At 58.8% G+C, this 17,894-nt stretch carries 12 protein-coding genes and 1 riboswitch; of the genes, 8 read left to right on the top strand and 4 right to left on the bottom strand.

All coding sequences use genetic code 11. The annotated features are described in order from the left end of the window. Positions 1-23: 23 nt before the first annotated feature. A complete protein-coding gene (locus ACLRGG_RS10595; RefSeq protein ID WP_416249735.1) occupies positions 24-1,202 on the bottom strand; it encodes a sugar efflux transporter in 1,179 nt (392 codons plus the stop codon). A 259-nt stretch (positions 1,203-1,461) separates the two neighbouring features. On the opposite strand from ACLRGG_RS10595, the gene sgrR reads away from it, so the two are divergent. The 5 genes from sgrR to ACLRGG_RS10570 all read left to right on the top strand — a co-directional run bounded on the left by sgrR (position 1,462) and on the right by ACLRGG_RS10570 (position 8,555). Further along, positions 1,462-3,123, top strand: a complete 1,662-nt coding sequence (gene sgrR / locus ACLRGG_RS10590) for an HTH-type transcriptional regulator SgrR (RefSeq protein ID WP_416249734.1) — start codon at positions 1,462-1,464, stop codon at positions 3,121-3,123. Between the two features lie 35 nt (positions 3,124-3,158). Continuing rightward, a riboswitch (TPP riboswitch) is annotated at positions 3,159-3,288 on the top strand. 42 nt (positions 3,289-3,330) lie between these two features. Continuing rightward, positions 3,331-4,317, top strand: a complete 987-nt coding sequence (gene thiB, locus ACLRGG_RS10585; protein WP_416249733.1) for a thiamine ABC transporter substrate binding subunit — start codon at positions 3,331-3,333, stop codon at positions 4,315-4,317. After that, positions 4,293-5,900, top strand: a complete 1,608-nt coding sequence (gene thiP, locus ACLRGG_RS10580) for a thiamine/thiamine pyrophosphate ABC transporter permease ThiP (protein WP_416249732.1) — start codon at positions 4,293-4,295, stop codon at positions 5,898-5,900. Before thiB ends, thiP begins: the two co-directional genes overlap by 25 nt. Beyond that, positions 5,884-6,585 (top strand): thiamine ABC transporter ATP-binding protein ThiQ, encoded by a 702-nt coding sequence (thiQ, locus tag ACLRGG_RS10575; protein ID WP_416249731.1) that lies wholly within the window; start codon positions 5,884-5,886, stop codon positions 6,583-6,585. Before thiP ends, thiQ begins: the two co-directional genes overlap by 17 nt. Positions 6,586-6,842: 257 nt before the next feature. Continuing rightward, on the top strand, positions 6,843-8,555 hold the full coding sequence (locus tag ACLRGG_RS10570; RefSeq protein ID WP_416249730.1) for a T6SS phospholipase effector Tle1-like catalytic domain-containing protein: 1,713 nt from the start codon (positions 6,843-6,845) through the stop codon (positions 8,553-8,555). A 64-nt stretch (positions 8,556-8,619) separates the two neighbouring features. Here ACLRGG_RS10570 and ACLRGG_RS10565 read toward each other — a convergent pair whose 3' ends face one another. Continuing rightward, positions 8,620-9,387, bottom strand: a complete 768-nt coding sequence (locus ACLRGG_RS10565; RefSeq protein ID WP_416249729.1) for a DedA family protein — start codon at positions 9,385-9,387, stop codon at positions 8,620-8,622. A 140-nt stretch (positions 9,388-9,527) separates the two neighbouring features. Further along, positions 9,528-10,550, bottom strand: coding sequence for a hypothetical protein (locus tag ACLRGG_RS10560; RefSeq protein WP_416249727.1), 1,023 nt, complete (start codon positions 10,548-10,550; stop codon positions 9,528-9,530). A 232-nt stretch (positions 10,551-10,782) separates the two neighbouring features. Between ACLRGG_RS10560 and polB the strand changes: the two genes are divergently transcribed. From polB to rluA, 3 genes are all read left to right on the top strand, one after another. Next, the gene (gene polB / locus ACLRGG_RS10555) at positions 10,783-13,143 is read left to right on the top strand and encodes a DNA polymerase II (protein ID WP_416249726.1); all 2,361 of its coding nucleotides are present in this window, start codon (positions 10,783-10,785) and stop codon (positions 13,141-13,143) included. 133 nt (positions 13,144-13,276) lie between these two features. Continuing rightward, a complete protein-coding gene (gene rapA, locus ACLRGG_RS10550) occupies positions 13,277-16,183 on the top strand; it encodes an RNA polymerase-associated protein RapA (RefSeq protein ID WP_416249725.1) in 2,907 nt (968 codons plus the stop codon). A gap of 42 nt (positions 16,184-16,225) precedes the next feature. After that, complete coding sequence (rluA, locus tag ACLRGG_RS10545) at positions 16,226-16,882, top strand: bifunctional tRNA pseudouridine(32) synthase/23S rRNA pseudouridine(746) synthase RluA (RefSeq protein ID WP_416249724.1); 657 nt, start codon at positions 16,226-16,228, stop codon at positions 16,880-16,882. Between the two features lie 31 nt (positions 16,883-16,913). Here the strand turns inward: rluA and djlA are convergent, their stop codons facing one another. Then, positions 16,914-17,741, bottom strand: coding sequence for a co-chaperone DjlA (gene djlA / locus ACLRGG_RS10540; RefSeq protein WP_416249723.1), 828 nt, complete (start codon positions 17,739-17,741; stop codon positions 16,914-16,916). Positions 17,742-17,894: the final 153 nt, after the last annotated feature.

Genomic DNA, 17,894 nt, shown 5'->3' with positions numbered 1-17,894 from the left:
ACGCTTCTGCGTGCCTGGCCGCGCTATACGTCTTTCACCCTGGCAGACATCACCAGCGACGCCAGCAGCAGGGCAAGCGCCGCCCAATAGACCGAGTAGTGGCCAAAGTTTTCAGCCATGACCCCCTGGAGCACCCCGGCCATAATCACCCCGGTTGAGATACTGTTGGTAAACAGCGTGGTCGCGGCACCCGGCCTGCCGGGCATCAGGTCCTGGAACCAGAGCATGCCTATCCCGGCCACGATGCCAATAAATATCGCGTTGAACAGCTGTAACACCAGCAGCGCCGTGCGCGACTGAAACAGCACCATGCCGCCATAAAAAACAATACCGGCTACCAGCGCAAACAGCATCATTTTCCGCTTACCGAAGCGCTTAACATAATATCCCGCCAGCAGCATCGCCGGGATCTCCAGCCCGGCCGCAACGCCCATCAGCAGTCCCGCCAGGCGATCCGGCAGCCCCAGCACGCTACTGATGTAAAGCGGCATATCAATGATATACATGGTATTGCTGGTCCACATCAGCAGGGAGGCGATAAACAGCAGCCTGATATCCAGATTCTTCCAGCCGCCAGTTTGCGTGACTGGCACCTCTGCAGGCTGTTCAACGCGCGGGACGGAGGGCAGCGTAAAGGCGATCAGCGCCAGGCACAGCACAAACAGCCCGGCGGCAATAATAAACATGGTGGTAAAGCCATAGTTAAGCGCCAGGGCAAAGGAGAGCGGTGGCCCGACAACCCATGCCAGCGACAACTGCGCCCGCATTACCGAGCTGAACATTACCACTTCCCGCGCCGAACTGTCAGCGTACTCGCGGGCGAGGGCAAAAATTTGCGGCATCGAGACGCTGGCGATCGCCGACAGCAGCACGCCGCAGGTGACCAGCGTCAGATAGTGGCGGTTAAACGCGAAAAGCAGCGCGTTTCCCACCGCCATCAGGCAGCAGAACATGATTAGCCTGCGCCGATCGCCGCGGTTATCTGAGCGTTTCGCCAGCAGCAGGCTGACGGCGATGCCAGCCACGGCATTGATGGTATAAAACAGGCCAACCCACAGTGGGCTGACGTGGACTTCCCGACTCAGAAACAGGCTGAGCGTTGGTGCCTGTAGCGCGCCCGCCACCCCCACCATAAAAGAGACGGCCATAAAGGCGAGATAAACGGGATTAACACCCCGACGGCGCGTGAGAAGCGATTTCATACCTGGTCCTTCAACAACGGAAAGTCGACGCGGTACGCGTCTGACAAACAGGAAGCATAGGTTAAAAGTGGCACGGATGAAAAAAAGCCAGCAGCTTTAAGAGCCCGCTGGCTGGTGAAGTTGCACCATACTCAGATTCAAATTTCACAGATGGCCGAGCGCCATTCAGAGAATGCCTCCCGCTCTTCCATCTTTTATGAGTATGGTTTTAATATAGGGCACGAAAAACAGACAGCTTTCAGACAAGGGTTCCCCTTTTATGTCTTCACCCCGTTTACAGCAGCAGTTTATTCGTCTGTGGCAGAGCTGCGATGGACAGCCTCAGTCCACCACCCTCGGTGAACTGGCAGAGCAGCTATGCTGCTCACGTCGGCATATGCGTAATCTGCTGAATGGAATGCAGCAGGCGGGATGGCTGACCTGGCAGGCAGCGCCGGGCCGGGGGAAGCGCGCCCGGCTGAGTTTTCTCTATACCGGCCTGATGCTTCAGCGGCAGCGGGCGGAGGAGCTGCTGGAGCAGGATCGTATCGACCAGCTTGTCCAGCTGGTGGGCGACAAAGACAGGGTGCGTCAAATGCTTGTCTCACACCTCGGTCGCAGCTTTCGTCAGGGAAAGCACCTTCTGCGCGTGCTCTATTATCGCTCCCTGCTGAATTTATTGCCGGGTACGCCGCTGCGTCGTTCAGAAACGCATCTCGCCAGGCAGATCTTCAGCAGCCTGACGCGAATAAATGAGGAAAATGGGGAAATCGAACCGGATATCGCCCATCACTGGCAGCAGGTATCCCCAACCCACTGGCGCTTCTTCCTGCGCCCCGCCATCCGCTTTCACCACGGACGAGAGCTGGAGATGGCAGACGTGATCGGCAGCCTGCAGCGGGTACGGTCACAGCCGCTCTACTCGCATATCCTGCGGATTGAATCGTCAACGTCCTGGACGCTTGATATCCACCTGGCCTGTCCCGATTGCTGGCTCCCCTGGCTGCTGGGCAGCGTCAGTACCATGATCCTGCCGGGAGAGTGGCCCACCCTGCCCCATTTCTCCCGCCAGCCGATCGGCACCGGCCCCTATGCCGTGGTGGGGAATCAGCAGAGCCAGCTGCGCATTAAGGCTTTTGATGACTACTTTGGCTACCGGGCGCTGATTGACGAAGTCAGTATCTGGGTACTGCCGGAAATCAGCGAGGAACTGGTCTACTCAGGCGTCAAGCTACAGGGTTCGACGCGTGACGAAAAATCTGAGGAGAGCCGCCTTGAGGAGGGCTGCTACTTCCTGCTGTTCGATCAGCGTTCAGCGAACGGCCGCGATGAGCAAATCCGTCGCTGGGTGACCAGCGTGTTAAACCCAATCGCCCTGCTCAACGGATCGGAGCCGGGTTACCAGCGCTACTGGTTTCCGGCATATGGCCTGCTGCCACGCTGGCATCATCGCCGCGACATGGCACCGATGGCAAAGCCTGGCGGGCTGACCTCGCTGACGCTCACCTGGTACAACGATCATATTGAGCACCAGGGCATTGCCAACACGCTGGCCCCGCTGCTGGCAGCACAGGGCGTTGAACTGCTGACCCGCCAGGTGGATTACGAAACCTGGCACCGGGGTGAGGCCGAAAGCGACATCTGGCTGGGGAGTGCTAATTTCACCCTGCCGCTGGCGTTCTCGGTATTCGCCCTGCTGTATGAGATCCCACTGGTGCACTACTGCATACCCATTGACTGGCAGCGGGATGTCCGGCGCTGGCGAGAAAATAGCCTGCCGCTGGCCGAATGGAGCCAGCAGCTGCTGGCAAGCGGTTATCTGCATCCCCTTTTTCACCACTGGCTGCTGCTGGAAGGCCAGCGCAGTATGCGCGGCGTACGGATGAATACGCTGGGCTGGTTCGACTTCAAATCCGCCTGGTTTGCGCCGCCAGCGTCATGACGCTTTCGCCCGGGCGGGGAAATCACTAGAATAGTCCGTTCTCAACGGGGTGCGAAAAACCACGCTATTACCATGCTGCCCGCGCAGCCGTTTTTTTTCGCTGAGAAAGACCCGTCGAACCTGATCCGGCTTGTACCGGCGTAGGGATTTGAGAGTAGTCTCCCGCTCAGATCCTTTGCGACCCCCTAACCTGTTAAGGAACGCAAAGTGTTAAAAAAAGTGCTGCCCCTGCTGGTCCTGATCTCCCTGCCTGCGCTTGCGGCAAAGCCCCAGCTGACGGTCTATACCTACGACTCTTTTTCCGCTGAATGGGGCCCTGGCCCGGCGATTAAAAAAGCCTTTGAAGCGCGCTGCGGCTGCGAACTGAAATATGTTGCGCTGGAAGATGGCGTCTCGCTGCTCAACCGTCTGCGGATGGAAGGCAAAAACAGCAAGGCCGACGTGGTGCTCGGGCTGGATAACAACCTGCTGGATGCCGCGCAGAAAACCGGCCTGTTTGCGCCCGCAAAGGTCGATACCCACAGCATAACCCTGCCTGGCGGCTGGCATAACACTACCTTTGTTCCCTACGATTACGGCTGGTTCGCCTTCGTCTATGACAAGACCCGGCTGCAAAACCCGCCGAAAAGCCTCAGTGAGCTGGTCGACAGCGATCGTCCGCTTAGAGTCATCTATGAAGATCCGCGCACCAGTACGCCGGGCCTCGGGCTGCTGCTGTGGATGAAAAAGGTCTATGGCGACAGCGCGCCGCAGGCATGGCAGAAACTGGCGCAAAAAACCGTCACCGTCACCAAAGGCTGGAGCGAAGCCTATGGCCTGTTCCTGAAGGGAGAAGGCGATATGGTACTGAGCTACACCACCTCCCCGGCTTATCATCTGATCGAAGAGAAAAAGAGCCAGTACGCGGCGGCGGACTTTCAGGAAGGGCACTACCTTCAGGTCGAAGTGGCCGGACAGCTAAAGTCGAGCATGCAGCCAGAGCTGGCGCAGAAGTTTATGCAGTTTATGCTGGATAAACCCTTCCAGCAGAGCATTCCTACCGGCAACTGGATGTATCCGGTTGTGAAAACCGCCCTGCCCGCCGGATTTGCTACGCTGGCCATCCCGGCGAAGACCCTGACGTTCACGCCGGAAGAGGTCGCCAGCCAGCGCAGCCAGTGGATCAGTGAATGGCAACGCGCCGTCAGCCGCTGATCACCGGCCTGGTGCCCGGCGGCGTGGCCGCCACGCTGCTGGTGGCGACAGCGCTGCTGGCCTTTACCGCGCTCTGGCAAAATGCTCCGGCGATAAACTGGCGTGATATCTGGAATGATGACTATCTCTGGCACGTCCTGCGCTTCTCCTTCGGGCAGGCACTGCTGTCGGCGGCGCTGTCGGTTATCCCCGCCATCCCCCTTGCCCGGGCGCTCTACCGCCGCCGCTTTACCGGCAGACGTGCGCTGCTGCGCCTTTGCGCCATGACGCTGGTTCTGCCGGTCCTGGTCGCGGTATTCGGTATTCTCAGCGTCTACGGCAGAACGGGCTGGCTGGCCCAGCTCTGCGCCCTGCTTGGCATTCATTACCACTTCTCCCCCTATGGCCTGCAGGGCATCCTGCTGGCACACGTCTTCTTCAACCTGCCGCTGGCAGCCCGTCTGTTTTTACAAACGCTGGAGCTTATACCCGGCGAGCAGCGGCAGCTGGCGGCACAGCTTGGGCTGCGCGGCTGGTACCATTTTTATCGCGTGGAGTGGTACTGGCTGCGGCGGCAGATCCTGCCTGCGGGTGCGCTGATATTTATGCTCTGCTTCGCCAGCTTTGCCACCGTACTGTCGCTGGGCGGCGGGCCAAAAGCGACCACTATCGAGCTGGCGATCTTTCAGGCGCTGAGCTTCGATTACGATCCTGGTCGGGCGGCGCTGCTGGCGATGATCCAGATGGTCTGCTGCCTGGGGCTGGTGATCCTCAGCCAGCGGTTGAGCAAGGCTCTGCCCTCCGGCAGCAACAGCATTGCGGGCTGGCGCAATCCCGAGGACAGCCTGCTGGCAAAGCTGAGCGACGGGCTGGCAATCGGGCTGGCGCTGCTGCTGCTGCTTCCGCCGCTGCTGGCGATCGTGGCCGACGGGCTGAACGGTGGCCTGCTGACCGTCCTCCGGCAAAAGCCGCTCTGGCTGGCCACCCTGACCTCGGTACGTATTGCGCTGGGCGCGGGCATGCTTAGCGTGATCCTGACGGTGATGCTGCTGTGGAGCAGCCGCGAACTACGGCTGCGTCAGCATCCGGGGTGGGGCGAGTCTCTTGAACTGAGCGGAATGCTGATTCTGGCTATGCCGGGGATCGTGCTGGCGACCGGCTTTTTTCTGCTGCTGAACCAAACGGTCGGGCTGCCCCAGCAGGCTGACGGCATTATTATCTTCACTAACGCGCTGATGGCGATCCCCTATGCGATGAAGGTGCTGGAAAACCCGCTACGCGATATCGCTGAACGCTATAACCGTCTGTGCCTGTCGCTGGATATTCGCGGCTGGAACCGTCTGCGGCTCATTGAGCTGCGCGCGCTCAGGGTGCCGCTGGCGCAGGCGCTGGCCTTTGCCTGCGTACTCTCCGTCGGTGATTTTGGCGTGGTGGCGCTGTTCGGCAACGATGATTTCCGCACCCTGCCGTTCTACCTCTATCAGCAAATTGGCGCTTACCGTAGCGCAGACGGCGCGGTTACCGCCCTGCTCCTGCTGATGCTGTGCTTTTTGCTGTTCACCCTGATTGAAAAACTGCCGGGACGCCATGCTGACGCTGACTGATTTGACCTATCTCTATGACCACCTGCCGATGCGCTTCACGTTCAGTATGAAAGCGGGCGAAAGGCTGGCGGTGCTTGGCCCCAGCGGCGCGGGTAAAAGTACCCTGCTTAGCCTGATCGCCGGTTTTCTAAAGCCAGACGGCGGCAGCCTGCTGATTAACGGCGAGGAACAGCGCCTTGCGCCCCCCGCGAAACGCCCGGTTTCCATGCTGTTTCAGGAGAACAATCTGTTTCCCCACCTGACGGTGGCGCAGAATATCGGGCTGGGGCTGCATCCGGGGCTGAGGCTGAATGAGCAGCAACAGCAGACGCTGCGCAATATCGCGCAGCGCGTCGGTTTACAGGATTATCTGCAACGCCTGCCCGGCGAGCTTTCCGGCGGTCAGCGTCAGCGTGCGGCACTGGCGCGATGCCTGGTGCGTCAGCAGCCGGTGCTGCTGCTGGATGAGCCTTTTTCAGCGCTGGATCCGGCGCTGCGCAAAGAGATGCTCCAGCTGGTAGACGAGGTTTGCCTTGAACGTAATATCACCCTGCTGATGGTGTCGCACAGCGTCGGGGACGCCGCGCGCATTGCCCCCCGCAGCGTGCTGGTGGTGGACGGGAAAATCTACTGGGATGGCAGCACCCGAGCGCTGCTCAACGGCGAGGTCGCCGAGGCGGCGGTGTTAGGTATTGCTCTGCGCTGACGGGATGCCGGAAAAGCCGACATTTCCCTCAGCCACTAATAACGCCCTGCCGCAGCGATATCCCCTTCATCTGCCGATATCCGGCAGCTTGCGCCCGCTGTTCGAAATAAGCACAATACACGCAGGTTTAAGATGGACTTTCTCCGTCGGGGAGGCACGACCCGACAGGCCCCCCTCCAGGAAAAGGCGCTGATAAAGTATGCCTGCTTTAGAATGCGCAGCAGGCCTGCGATTTCCGGCTGGGGATCTGCTCGCGGGTGCTGCATATCGGGTTCTTTTTTGACGGCGTGGGCCGCAACATTGAGCAGGATGCGCCGCAAAACCGACTGAGTAATATTTCCCGGCTGTATAGGGCATTTCCAACCCCGGATAAAGACAGTTCAACTGAAACACATCAAAAACATTACATCTCCGGCCTTGGCACACCGTTTACCGAGACCATTGAGGAAAGGCTGCAGGAGGTAATGGATAAATCCCTCGGCTCACTGCTGACGGACCTCAGGGGCAAACCCGCCGATATGGCCAAAGAGGCCTTTCAGTCCTCGCTGGGTGGTGCCAGCGGCCGGGACGTGCTGACCGGGATGAAGGATCTGCTTCTGACGCCGAAGGGCCGACTGGGGCTGCTGGAGGATTCGGCGGTAAACGCCCTGAAACGGGTGAGCATTGAGGCAACGCCGTGGCTGCGTGATTCTGAGTTTATGGCCTACAACTTTGTGACGGGCGCTGACAGCCGACTGAACAGCGTGAAAGCGCGCTTCAAGCAGTCATTTAATGAGGCGGTAAAAGGCAGCGAAGTCCCCGTGCGGCTGATTTCAGTGTCGGTGTTCGGTTTTGATATGGGCGGCACGCTGGGGCGGCAGTTTATTGATATTCTGCTGAACGAAATGTGTGAAAAGGGGACGGGCGGTCAGTATACCTGGCAGTCGGTGCCGGTCGATATCGTGTTTGCCGGGCTGTTTGACTGCTCGCGGGATACGCCGCAGAGCAGCGACGACGGGCTGGACTATGCCGCTTCGGCGGTCAGCTGGCTGCCAGGCCCGGTCGCTAAAACAGCGGGAACGGTCGGTTCACTGTTCGGGCGTAAATACCCTGAACATCTGTCGCCGCTGCCGGAGACGGTCAAAAAATCCCTGCATCTGGGGGCGGCCCACGAGCGGCAGCGCTGGCGGTGCGTGTACCGCACCGGGCGGAAAGGTTTTGATCATCAGGAGATGCTGATGCCTGGATGCAGCGAGGATATCGGGGGCGGGATGAAACCTGATGAACAGAAACCGAGCGCGGAACTGTGCCGGGTATCGCTGCGGAAGATGTATGTGGAGGCCATGAAGGCCGCCGTACCGTTTCCTGACCTGAAGACCTTAGATGAGTTTGATCCAGTGGTCGCTGCCTATTTTAGCATGCAGAATGGCGTACAAAACCACTCTGCCGGGCAGTGGGTGAGCCGCTATCAGAAAGCAATCTCCGATAAAATGCTGAGCTACCGGGCGATGAACCGGCATTTGGACAGCTATTTTGAATGGCTGGGCAAACAGCACGATGAGTACAAGAGAGAGCGGCGGCGGCTGGAGAGTATCCGCGCCGGCATAATGGCCTCTGCCGGTGCGTCAATGGGGCTGGCGAGTATCACGCCGCAGGCGCGGCAGGCGGCGGAGGAGGTCAGTGAGGAACTGCGTATCCTGAACAAGCACTGGGGCTGGCTGTCGGATGTGGCCAGTGCAGCGGATGTTCTGCTGACCCGACGGTTGCACCATTCACCGCAACTATTTATGAAAAACATCCACGAACCAGCCTGCGCGCGTGCCGCACATTTTCTTGAATGCGGTACGGCAGGCTTTGATGGCAAGCCGCTGCCGATGATGTGGTACAACGCTCCGAATGCGCTATATGCATGGTTTTTGCATGATGTGCAGCGGCGGGAAACACTCAGTGACGCCTATTTTTCGGTTCGGTGGATGGAGCCGCGGGAATAAAAGCCCGGATCGGGCGAAAAGATGCGCTTTATGCCCGATAACCACCGGAAAAAGGCGGCGGCACTCAGCCGCCGATAAACACGTGCCACAGCAGATGGCGGAAAACCGGCATCATCGGGTGAAACTGGATAGCAGTAAAGCTGGCGACGGCAAGCAGCAGCATCAGCGGTGCCAGCCAGCGCAGTCGCGATGCGGGCAGCAACGGCGTTGCCCAGTCGGACTGCTTTTTCGAACGCAGCCAGCGCCATCCCAGCCAGCAGCCCAGCCAGACCACCGCTGCAACCGCCAGCAGCAGCCATTTGAAGCTGCCGCTGCTGGCGTCTTTAGGAACGTCAATCGCCACCCCCGCGAGGATGCCGGGCAGCAGATAGAGCGGCGGCCACAGCACGCAGCCGATGATATTCGGCGGGATAAACTTCTTAACCGGCAGTTCAAGCATGCCGGCCACCAGCGGGATCAGCGGCCGCGTCGGCCCCACGAAGCGCCCCACAATGATGGTGAACATACTGTGCTGATGCAGCGCATGTTCGGTCTTATCCATCATTTTCTGATGCCTTTTGATAAACGACCAGCGATGCAGCGGCCCCTTAAACTGCCAGCCAATCAGATACGAAATCCAGTCACCAACCAGGCAGCCCAGCGTGCCGACTGCCCAGGCGGGATACAGCCCAATCTGCCCGCTGCCAATCAGCGCGCCAAAGGAAGCCATCAGGACCGTGCCGGGTAGCAGCAGGCCAACAAGCGCCAGCGACTCGAAAAAGGTGATTACCCCAATAGCCAGTAGCGAAAAGGCCAGTGATTGCGTAACAAGGTGTTGCAGCCAGGCTTCCATACAACTCACGTTCTGTTTAATTGAGGACGGATTGTCCTGAGCCTCTCCCGATCCGTCAAGAGCTGTTTTGTATGCGAATGCGGATGCAGACGGGCGAAGGGGCTCCGTCCGTCTGCATGGTGGCCCCTCTTCGGATACGCTTAATGGAACAGATGCGGATGCAGAGAGTAATGGAGGATGTAATAGCTTATATAGGCAAAGGCGAACAGCAGCACCAGCGTGGCAAGGAATCCGAGGGTATTGGTCAGGGGTATGGCAAATACCGGCTGCCGTCTGGGGGTACAGGCAACGGCTATCAGCGGCACGACAAACAAAAAGTGCCCGATAAAATCAACCGTACCAAACGGGATGATAGCGGCCAGCACCAGCACGGCCAGTGCGCCCAGCGAAATATAACCCGCCAGCCTGCCGGTCAGGATATGCCAGGCCAGACAGAACTCCACGAATCCGGCGGCGCGAACAAAAAATTCCCGGTCGATACCCATGGTCAGATAGGGGTGTCCGGTAAGCAGCTGGTCGAACAGCGCGGGCTGCATAAACTTCTCTATGGCCCCCCACAGGAAGGAGTAACAGAGCGTCAGGCGCAGCAGCTCAATTTCTCCCCCCTGCTGACCGGGCTGACGAAAATTCTGCATAATCAGGTAGACCGCCGTTCCGACGAACACCAGATAATCCAGCATGTGGAACGTCCCGTACAGCTGCACGGCATAGCTGTAGAGAAAAAGTATGCCCAGACCGGCAACAATACTGGTTCTGCGGTGAAAGGCGGTGAGCGCGATAAGAAAATGCACGTAGCGCAGCGCCGGATTATCCGTCACCAACTCTGGCGTCAGCATAATGTAGGGGAACAGCAGCGTCAGCGTCAGAAAGAAAAGGCCGGTACCGTAACGCATGATACTGGGTGCCAGCCTTTCCAGTGCCGTTAGTCGGTTTTGCCAGCGAGGAACGTCAACCGGCGACGGCCAGCGGCGATCCAGCCAGGAGGTGACAAAAATAGCTGCCACCGACAGTAACAACAGCACCCCTGTCTGCGGTTCGCTGAGCAGGGCAATCATCGACTCAGGCTCTTTCGTGGTGTCAAACTGCACAAACCATTTCACATGGGCAAAAGCGCCCGACGAGAAGGCAAACAGCATGAATAAGTAGCGGGGACTCATCTTCATGGTGATTCTCCTGAGAGAGGCGGGTGAGGCATATTTACGCGCAGGCATTATGAGTATTACAGAGTTATAAAAATTTATTTTTTATTTACGTATGAATAATTTACGGTCTTACCAGCCTTTACTTTAGCCACAAACGTTAATGGACTCTCCCCACCCGTTAACCCGGACTGACTATCTGTTGTGGTGCCTGAACATGCTATTATTAGCCATCAATGAAATAATAAGGGTTCCGGTGAACAACGCGCGCGCAGGTTTCTTGCTCACCCGCCACTGGCGGGATACGTCAGCCGGTACGGAGGTGGTATTTTGGCTGGCCACGGATGAGGGTCCGCAGCGCGTGGTGCTACCGCCACAGGAATCGGTCGCCTTTATTCCGCTGGAATACCGCTCGCGAGTCGAAACCCTGCTGAAGCAGGAGCGTCATTTTCGGCTGGCCTCACTGACGCTAAAAGATTTTCACCAGCGCCCGGTTTTCGGGCTCTATTGCAAACAGTATCGTCAGCTTCAGAAGCTGGAAAAGCTGCTGCGTGAAAACGGCATCACCCTGTATGAGGCCGATATCCGCCCGCCCGAACGCTTTTTAATGGAGCGCTTTATCACCTCCCCGGTCTGGTTTAGCGGCGAACCGGCAGGCGACAGCCTGGTTAACGCCCGCCTCAAACCGCACCCTGACTACCGCCCACCGCTGAAATGGGTCTCGCTGGATATTGAAACCACCCGCCAGGGTGAGCTGTACTGCATCGGCCTGGAGGGCTGCGGCGAGCGGGTTGTCTATATGCTGGGGCCAGAAAATGGCGATGCCAGCGCGCTGGACTTTACGCTGGAATACGTCTCCAGCCGCCCTCAGCTGTTGGAAAAGCTCAATGCGTGGTTTGCCCGGCACGACCCCGACGTGCTGATCGGCTGGAACGTGGTGCAGTTCGATCTGCGCGTGCTGCAAAAACACGCCGACCGCTACGGCATTCCCCTGCGGCTGGGGCGCAACGGCGAGGCGCTGGAGTGGCGCGAGCACGGCTTTAAGCCGGGAATATTTTTTGCGCAGATGAGCGGACGGCTGGTGATCGACGGAATTGACGCGCTGAAATCCGCCTTCTGGAACTTCAGCTCATTCAGCCTGGAGTCCGTTTCCCGCGAGCTGCTGGGAGAAGGCAAAGCGATTGATAACCCCTGGGATCGGATGCAGGAGATCAACCGTCGTTTTGCCGAAGATAAACCCGCGCTGGCGCACTACAACCTGAAAGACTGCGAACTGGTCACGCGCATCTTCCGGCATACCGAGCTGATGCCGTTCCTGCTGGAGCGCGCCACCGTCAACGGTCTGCCGGTAGACAGGCACGGCGGCTCCGTGGCCGCCTTCAGCCATCTCTACCTGCCCCGCATGCACCGGGCGGGTTTTGTTGCCCCCGGCATGGGCGAGGTGGCGCCGGAAGCTAGCCCTGGCGGCTACGTGATGGACTCCCGACCCGGTCTTTACGACTCGGTGCTGGTGCTGGATTACAAGAGCCTGTATCCGTCGATTATCCGCACCTTCCTGATCGACCCGGTTGGCCTGGTCGAGGGGCTTGCTCATCCCGACGATGCAGACTCGGTAAGCGGCTTTCGCGAGGCGCGCTTCTCCCGCACTAACCACTGCCTGCCGGAGATCGTCAGGCAGATCTGGCTGGGGCGTGAAGCCGCTAAAAAAGCGGGCAATAAACCGCTCTCGCAGGCGCTAAAAATCATTATGAACGCCTTCTATGGCGTACTCGGCACCAGCGCCTGCCGATTTTTCGACCCGCGCCTCACCTCCTCGATCACCCTGCGCGGCCACGAAATTATGCGTCTGACCCGGGAGCGGGTGGAGGCCGAAGGCTACACCGTGATTTATGGCGATACTGACTCAACCTTCGTCTGGCTGAAAACGCCGCATGATGAAGCCAGCGCCGCCGCCATTGGTCAGCGCCTGGTAGAGAATATTAACGGCTGGTGGCGCGACCACTTGCGGCAGACGTTTAATCTGGACAGCGCGCTGGAGCTGGAATATGAGACGCACTTCAGCCGCTTCCTGATGCCGACCATTCGCGGGGCCGAACAGGGAAGCAAAAAGCGCTATGCCGGGCTGATCCGCAACGATCGGGAAGAGCGAATGGTCTTTAAAGGGCTGGAGACCGTCCGCACCGACTGGACGCCGCTGGCCCAGCGCTTTCAGCAGGCGCTTTATCTGAAAATTTTCAAGGGTGAACCCTACCAGGAGTATATCCGCGACACCGTTCGCCAGCTGCTGGAGGGCGAGCTGGATGAACAGCTGACCTACAGCAAGCGCCTGCGTCGTCCGCTGAACGATTACCAGCGCAACGTTCCCCCGCACGTGCGTGCGGCGCGGATCGCCGATGAGCAGAATCAGAAGCTGGGTCGACCGCTGCTCTACCAGAACGGCGGACGCATCCGCTACGTGATGGCCACCTCCGGCCCCGAGCCGCTGGAGGCCCGTATCACGCCGCTGGACTATGAGCACTACCTCTCGCGCCAGCTACAGCCGGTTGCCGACGGCATCCTCCCTTTCCTTCAGGATGACTTTGCTACACTGGTAACAGGTCAGTTGGGTTTGTTTTGACAGGTGACGAACGCGCCACCTTCCAGTACCATAGCGCCCTTCCTGATTATCTGAATTTTTCTGCCGGGCAGACTCTGCCGGGCGGTCGTGCTATTGCCTGAAATTATCACTACGAGAATCGAGCCGAATATCTATGCCTTTTACACTTGGTCAACGCTGGATCAGCGATACGGAAAGCGAACTGGGACTGGGAACTATCGTCGCGGTCGATACGCGCATGGTGACTGTGCTTTTCTCCGCCACCGGTGAAAACCGTCTTTATGCAAAAAATGATTCTCCTATCACCCGCGTGATGTTTAATCCGGGTGACACCATTACCAGCCATGAAGGCTGGCAGCTTGAGGTGGAAGAAGTCCTCAGCGAAAACGGGCTGATGGACTATATCGGGACGCGGCTGGACACGGGCGAAACCGGCGTGCTGCTGCGCGAGGTGATGCTCGACAGCAAGCTGGTGTTCAGCAAGCCGCAGGATCGCCTGTTTGCCGGCCAGCTCGACCGCATGGATCGTTTCGCCCTGCGCTTTCGCGCCCGTAAATATCAGAGCGAGCAGTACCGCCTGCCGGTCAGCGGCCTGCGCGGTATGCGCACCAGCCTGATCCCTCACCAGTTGCATATCGCTCACGATGTGGGCCGACGCCATGCGCCACGCGTGCTGCTGGCGGATGAGGTAGGACTCGGTAAGACCATCGAAGCCGGGATGATTATCCACCAGCAGCTGCTGGCGGGCCGCGCCGAGCGCATATTGATCGTGGTGCCGGAAACGCTGCAACACCAGTGGCTGGTGGAGATGCTCCGCCGCTTTAACCTGCGCTTTGCCCTGTTTGACGACGAGCGCTACACCCAGGCTCAGCAGGACAGCGACAACGCCTTTGAAACCGAACAGCTGGTGATCTGCTCGCTCGACTTCGTGCGCCGTAACAGACAGCGTCTGGCGATGCTGGCAGACGCCGAGTGGGATCTGCTGATTGTCGATGAGGCCCACCACCTGGCCTGGGAAGACGGGCAGCCGAGCCGCGAATATCAGGTGATCGAGCAGCTTGCCGAACAGATACCTGGCGTGCTGCTGCTGACCGCCACGCCAGAGCAGCTGGGTATGGAAAGCCACTTTGCCCGCCTGCGCCTGCTGGATCCCGATCGCTTCCACGACTTTGACGCCTTTGTTGAAGAGCAGCAGCATTTCCGCCCTATCGCCGACGCGGTGACCGGCCTGCTGGCCGATAAGTCCATCAGCCAGCAGGAGATGAACATGCTGAACGATTTGATGGGCGAACAGGATATCGAGCCGCTGCTGCAAACCGCCAACAGCGACAGCGAAGGCAAGCTGGAGGCGCGCAAAGAGCTGATCAGCATGCTGATGGATCGCCACGGCACCAGTCGTGTACTGTTCCGTAACACCCGCAACGGCGTGAAAGGCTTTCCGAAGCGCGAGCTGCATCAGATCCGTCTGCCGCTGCCGACGCAGTATCAGACCGCTATTAAAGTGTCCGGCATTATGGCCGCACGGAAATCGGCCGATGAACGCGCCCGCGATATGCTCTATCCCGAGCAAATTTATCAGGAGTTCGAGGGCGATAGCGGCACCTGGTGGAATTTCGACCCGCGCGTTGAGTGGCTGATGGGCTTTCTGACCAGCCATCGCGAGCACAAAGTGCTGGTGATCTGCGCCAAGGCCGCCACGGCGCTTCAGCTTGAGCAGGTACTGCGCGAGCGCGAAGGCATTAAGGCGGCGGTATTCCATGAGGGACTGTCAATCATTGAGCGCGACCGCGCCGCCGCGTGGTTTGCCTCTGAGGAAGAGGGCGCGCAGGTGCTCCTCTGCTCGGAGATTGGCTCTGAAGGACGTAACTTCCAGTTTGCCAGCCAGATGGTGATGTTCGATCTGCCCTTTAACCCGGACCTGCTTGAGCAGCGTATTGGCCGTCTTGACCGTATCGGACAGGCCCATGATATTCAGATCCACGTGCCGTGGCTGGAAAAAACCGCTCAGGCGGTGCTGGTGCGCTGGTACAACGAAGGGCTGGATGCGTTCGAGCACACCTGTCCGACCGGTCGCGCCATCTATGACAGCGTCTATTCGCGGCTAATCGATTTTCTTGCCACACCGGATAACACCGAAGGGCTGGATGCGTTTATCGCCGACTGCCGCAGCCAGCACGATGCGCTGAAATCCCAGCTGGAACAGGGGCGCGATCGCCTGCTGGAGCTGAACTCCAACGGCGGTGAACCGGCTCAGGCGCTGGCCGAGGCGATCAGCGCGCAGGATGATGATATCGAACTGGTTAACTTTGCGCTTAACCTGTTCGATATCGTCGGCATCAATCAGGAAGATCGCAGTGATAATCTTATCGTCCTGACGCCAGGCGATCATATGCTGGTGCCGGATTTCCCCGGGCTGCCGGAGGATGGCTGCACCATCACCTTCGATCGCAACCAGGCGCTGTCGCGTGAAGATGCGCAGTATGTGACCTGGGAGCATCCTATCGTGCGCAACGGTCTGGATCTGATCCTCTCCGGCGACACCGGCAGCTGCGCGCTGTCGCTGCTAAAAAATAAGGCGCTGCCGGTGGGAACGCTGCTGGTTGAGCTGATTTATGTGGTAGAAGCGCAGGCGCCGAAGCATCTGCAACTGACCCGCTTCCTGCCGCCGACGCCGGTACGCATGCTGGTTGATCGTAAAGGCACCAATCTGGCGGCCAGGGTGGAGTTCGAAAGCTTTAACCGACAGCTGAACGCCATCAACCGTCATAACGGCAGCAAGCTGGTTAATGCGGTGCAGCAGGATGTCCATGCGATCCTCAAGCTGGCGGAGGATCAGGCGGCGGCCGAAGCCCGCGTGCTAATTGATATTGCCCGCCGGGAAGCCGACGAAAAGCTGAGCGCGGAACTGTCGCGTCTGGATGCCCTGCGCGCCGTCAATCCTAACATCCGTCAGGATGAAATTGACGCGCTGGAGAGCAACCGTGAGCAGGTTCTGTCGGCGCTGAGTGAAGCAGGCTGGCGCCTGGACGCGCTGCGCCTGATCGTCGTCACGCACCAGTAATTACGCATGGGGCGGCGCAGGTCGCCCCGCTAAGGCAGCAGAATGGAACCCTATAATCCCCCGCAAGAGCCATGGCTACACGTACTGTATCAGGACGATTTTATTATGGTGGTCAACAAGCCCAGCGGACTGCTCTCCGTGCCGGGTCGCCAGCCGGAACACCAGGACAGCATCATGACGCGTATTCAGCGTGATTATCCGTCAGCAGAGTCGGTTCACCGGCTGGATATGGCCACCAGCGGCGTGATGGTGGTGGCCATGACCAAGCAGGCCGAGCGTGAGCTGAAAAGGCAGTTTCGCGAGCGTGAGCCGCAGAAAACCTATGTGGCACGCGTCTGGGGGCATCCGCAGCCGGAAGAAGGCATCGTTGATTTACCGCTGATCTGCGACTGGCCAAACCGCCCTAAGCAGAAGGTCTGCTATGAGACCGGTAAGGCAGCGCAAACGCTGTATCAGGTGCTGGAATATGCGGCGGATAACAACAGCGCCCGGGTTCAGCTGAAACCGGTAACCGGCCGCTCTCACCAGCTGCGTGTCCATATGCTGGCGCTGGGCCACCCTATCCTGGGGGATAATTTTTACGCCCATGACGAAGCCAGGGCGATGGCCGCACGCCTGCAGCTGCATGCGGAAATGCTGACCATCACCCATCCTAAGTACCTCTCGCCCATGACTTTCCGGCAGCCCGCTGATTTTTAAACGCGGCGGACGTGAGATCTGAGCAGCGAGGTTAGCGGAAGCCCTTTTCCCGTTTTATCAGGTCGTAGGCGGCCTGAATTTCCTGCGCTTTCTGTTTAGCCATCTCCATCATCTGCGGCGGCAGCCCTTTCGCGACCAGCTTATCCGGATGATGCTCGCTCATCAGCTTGCGGTAGGCACGCTTAATGGTGGCGGCATCGTCACTGCTTTTCACACCCAGCACGCTACAGGCATCTTCCAGCGTCGGCCCGCGCTGCCCGGGGTTGAAACCACCCTGAGAACCCGCGCCCCCGGCAGAATAGCCGCCGCCGCCAAACTGCTGTCCGCCGGCCATCATGCGCAGGAACTGATCGAACTGACTGCGGGAGATCCCCAGCTCTTCAGCGATTACGTACAGCACCTGACGCTCGTTCGGATGCAGCGACCCATCGGCAAAAGCGGCCTGAATCTGGATTTCAAGGAACATCCTGATCAGATCAAAACGACCAAAGCAGGCGCTGCGCAGCTCGCGGAGCTTATCACGCAGCGGATAGTTGCCCTCCTTACCTTCACGAAACGCACGCTGGGCCGAGGTGCGCGCTTCGCCGTGCAGCTGCATCCTGTCCATCAGCAGCGAGGCCATCTGAATATCCGCATCGGTGACGCGCCCTTTAGATTTGGTCAAATGCCCCATCACCTGAAAGGTGGTACGGAAAAACAGCGTCTGCCGGGTCTGCTGATTGGTGAAGTAGCCCTGCCCCTGTACACTTCGTACTTTATCGACCAGGTGGCCGATAAGCAGTCCGATTGCCAGTCCCCAAAAGCCGGTGCCGCTTAACAAACCCAGCACAAGACCCATTACTTTTCCCCAATAGCGCATATACTCCTCAATTCGCCATGCCGAAGGTTAAAAATTGCATTATCATACCCGTCATTTACTCAAGAGCCTAACGGCAACGCGGTCAAACAACCAGGATTAACACTAGCGCAACGCAGTTGAGTACGTTAGTCTCTGAGCGTTTTTCGGCAAGAT

It is taken from the genome of Erwinia sp. PPS120 (assembly GCF_047918655.1).
In the GTDB taxonomy this organism is placed as follows: Bacteria; Pseudomonadota; Gammaproteobacteria; order Enterobacterales; family Enterobacteriaceae; genus Erwinia; species Erwinia tasmaniensis_A.
The sequence above is the reverse complement of the archived record's forward strand: the minus strand, read 5'-3'. Positions and strand labels throughout refer to the sequence as shown.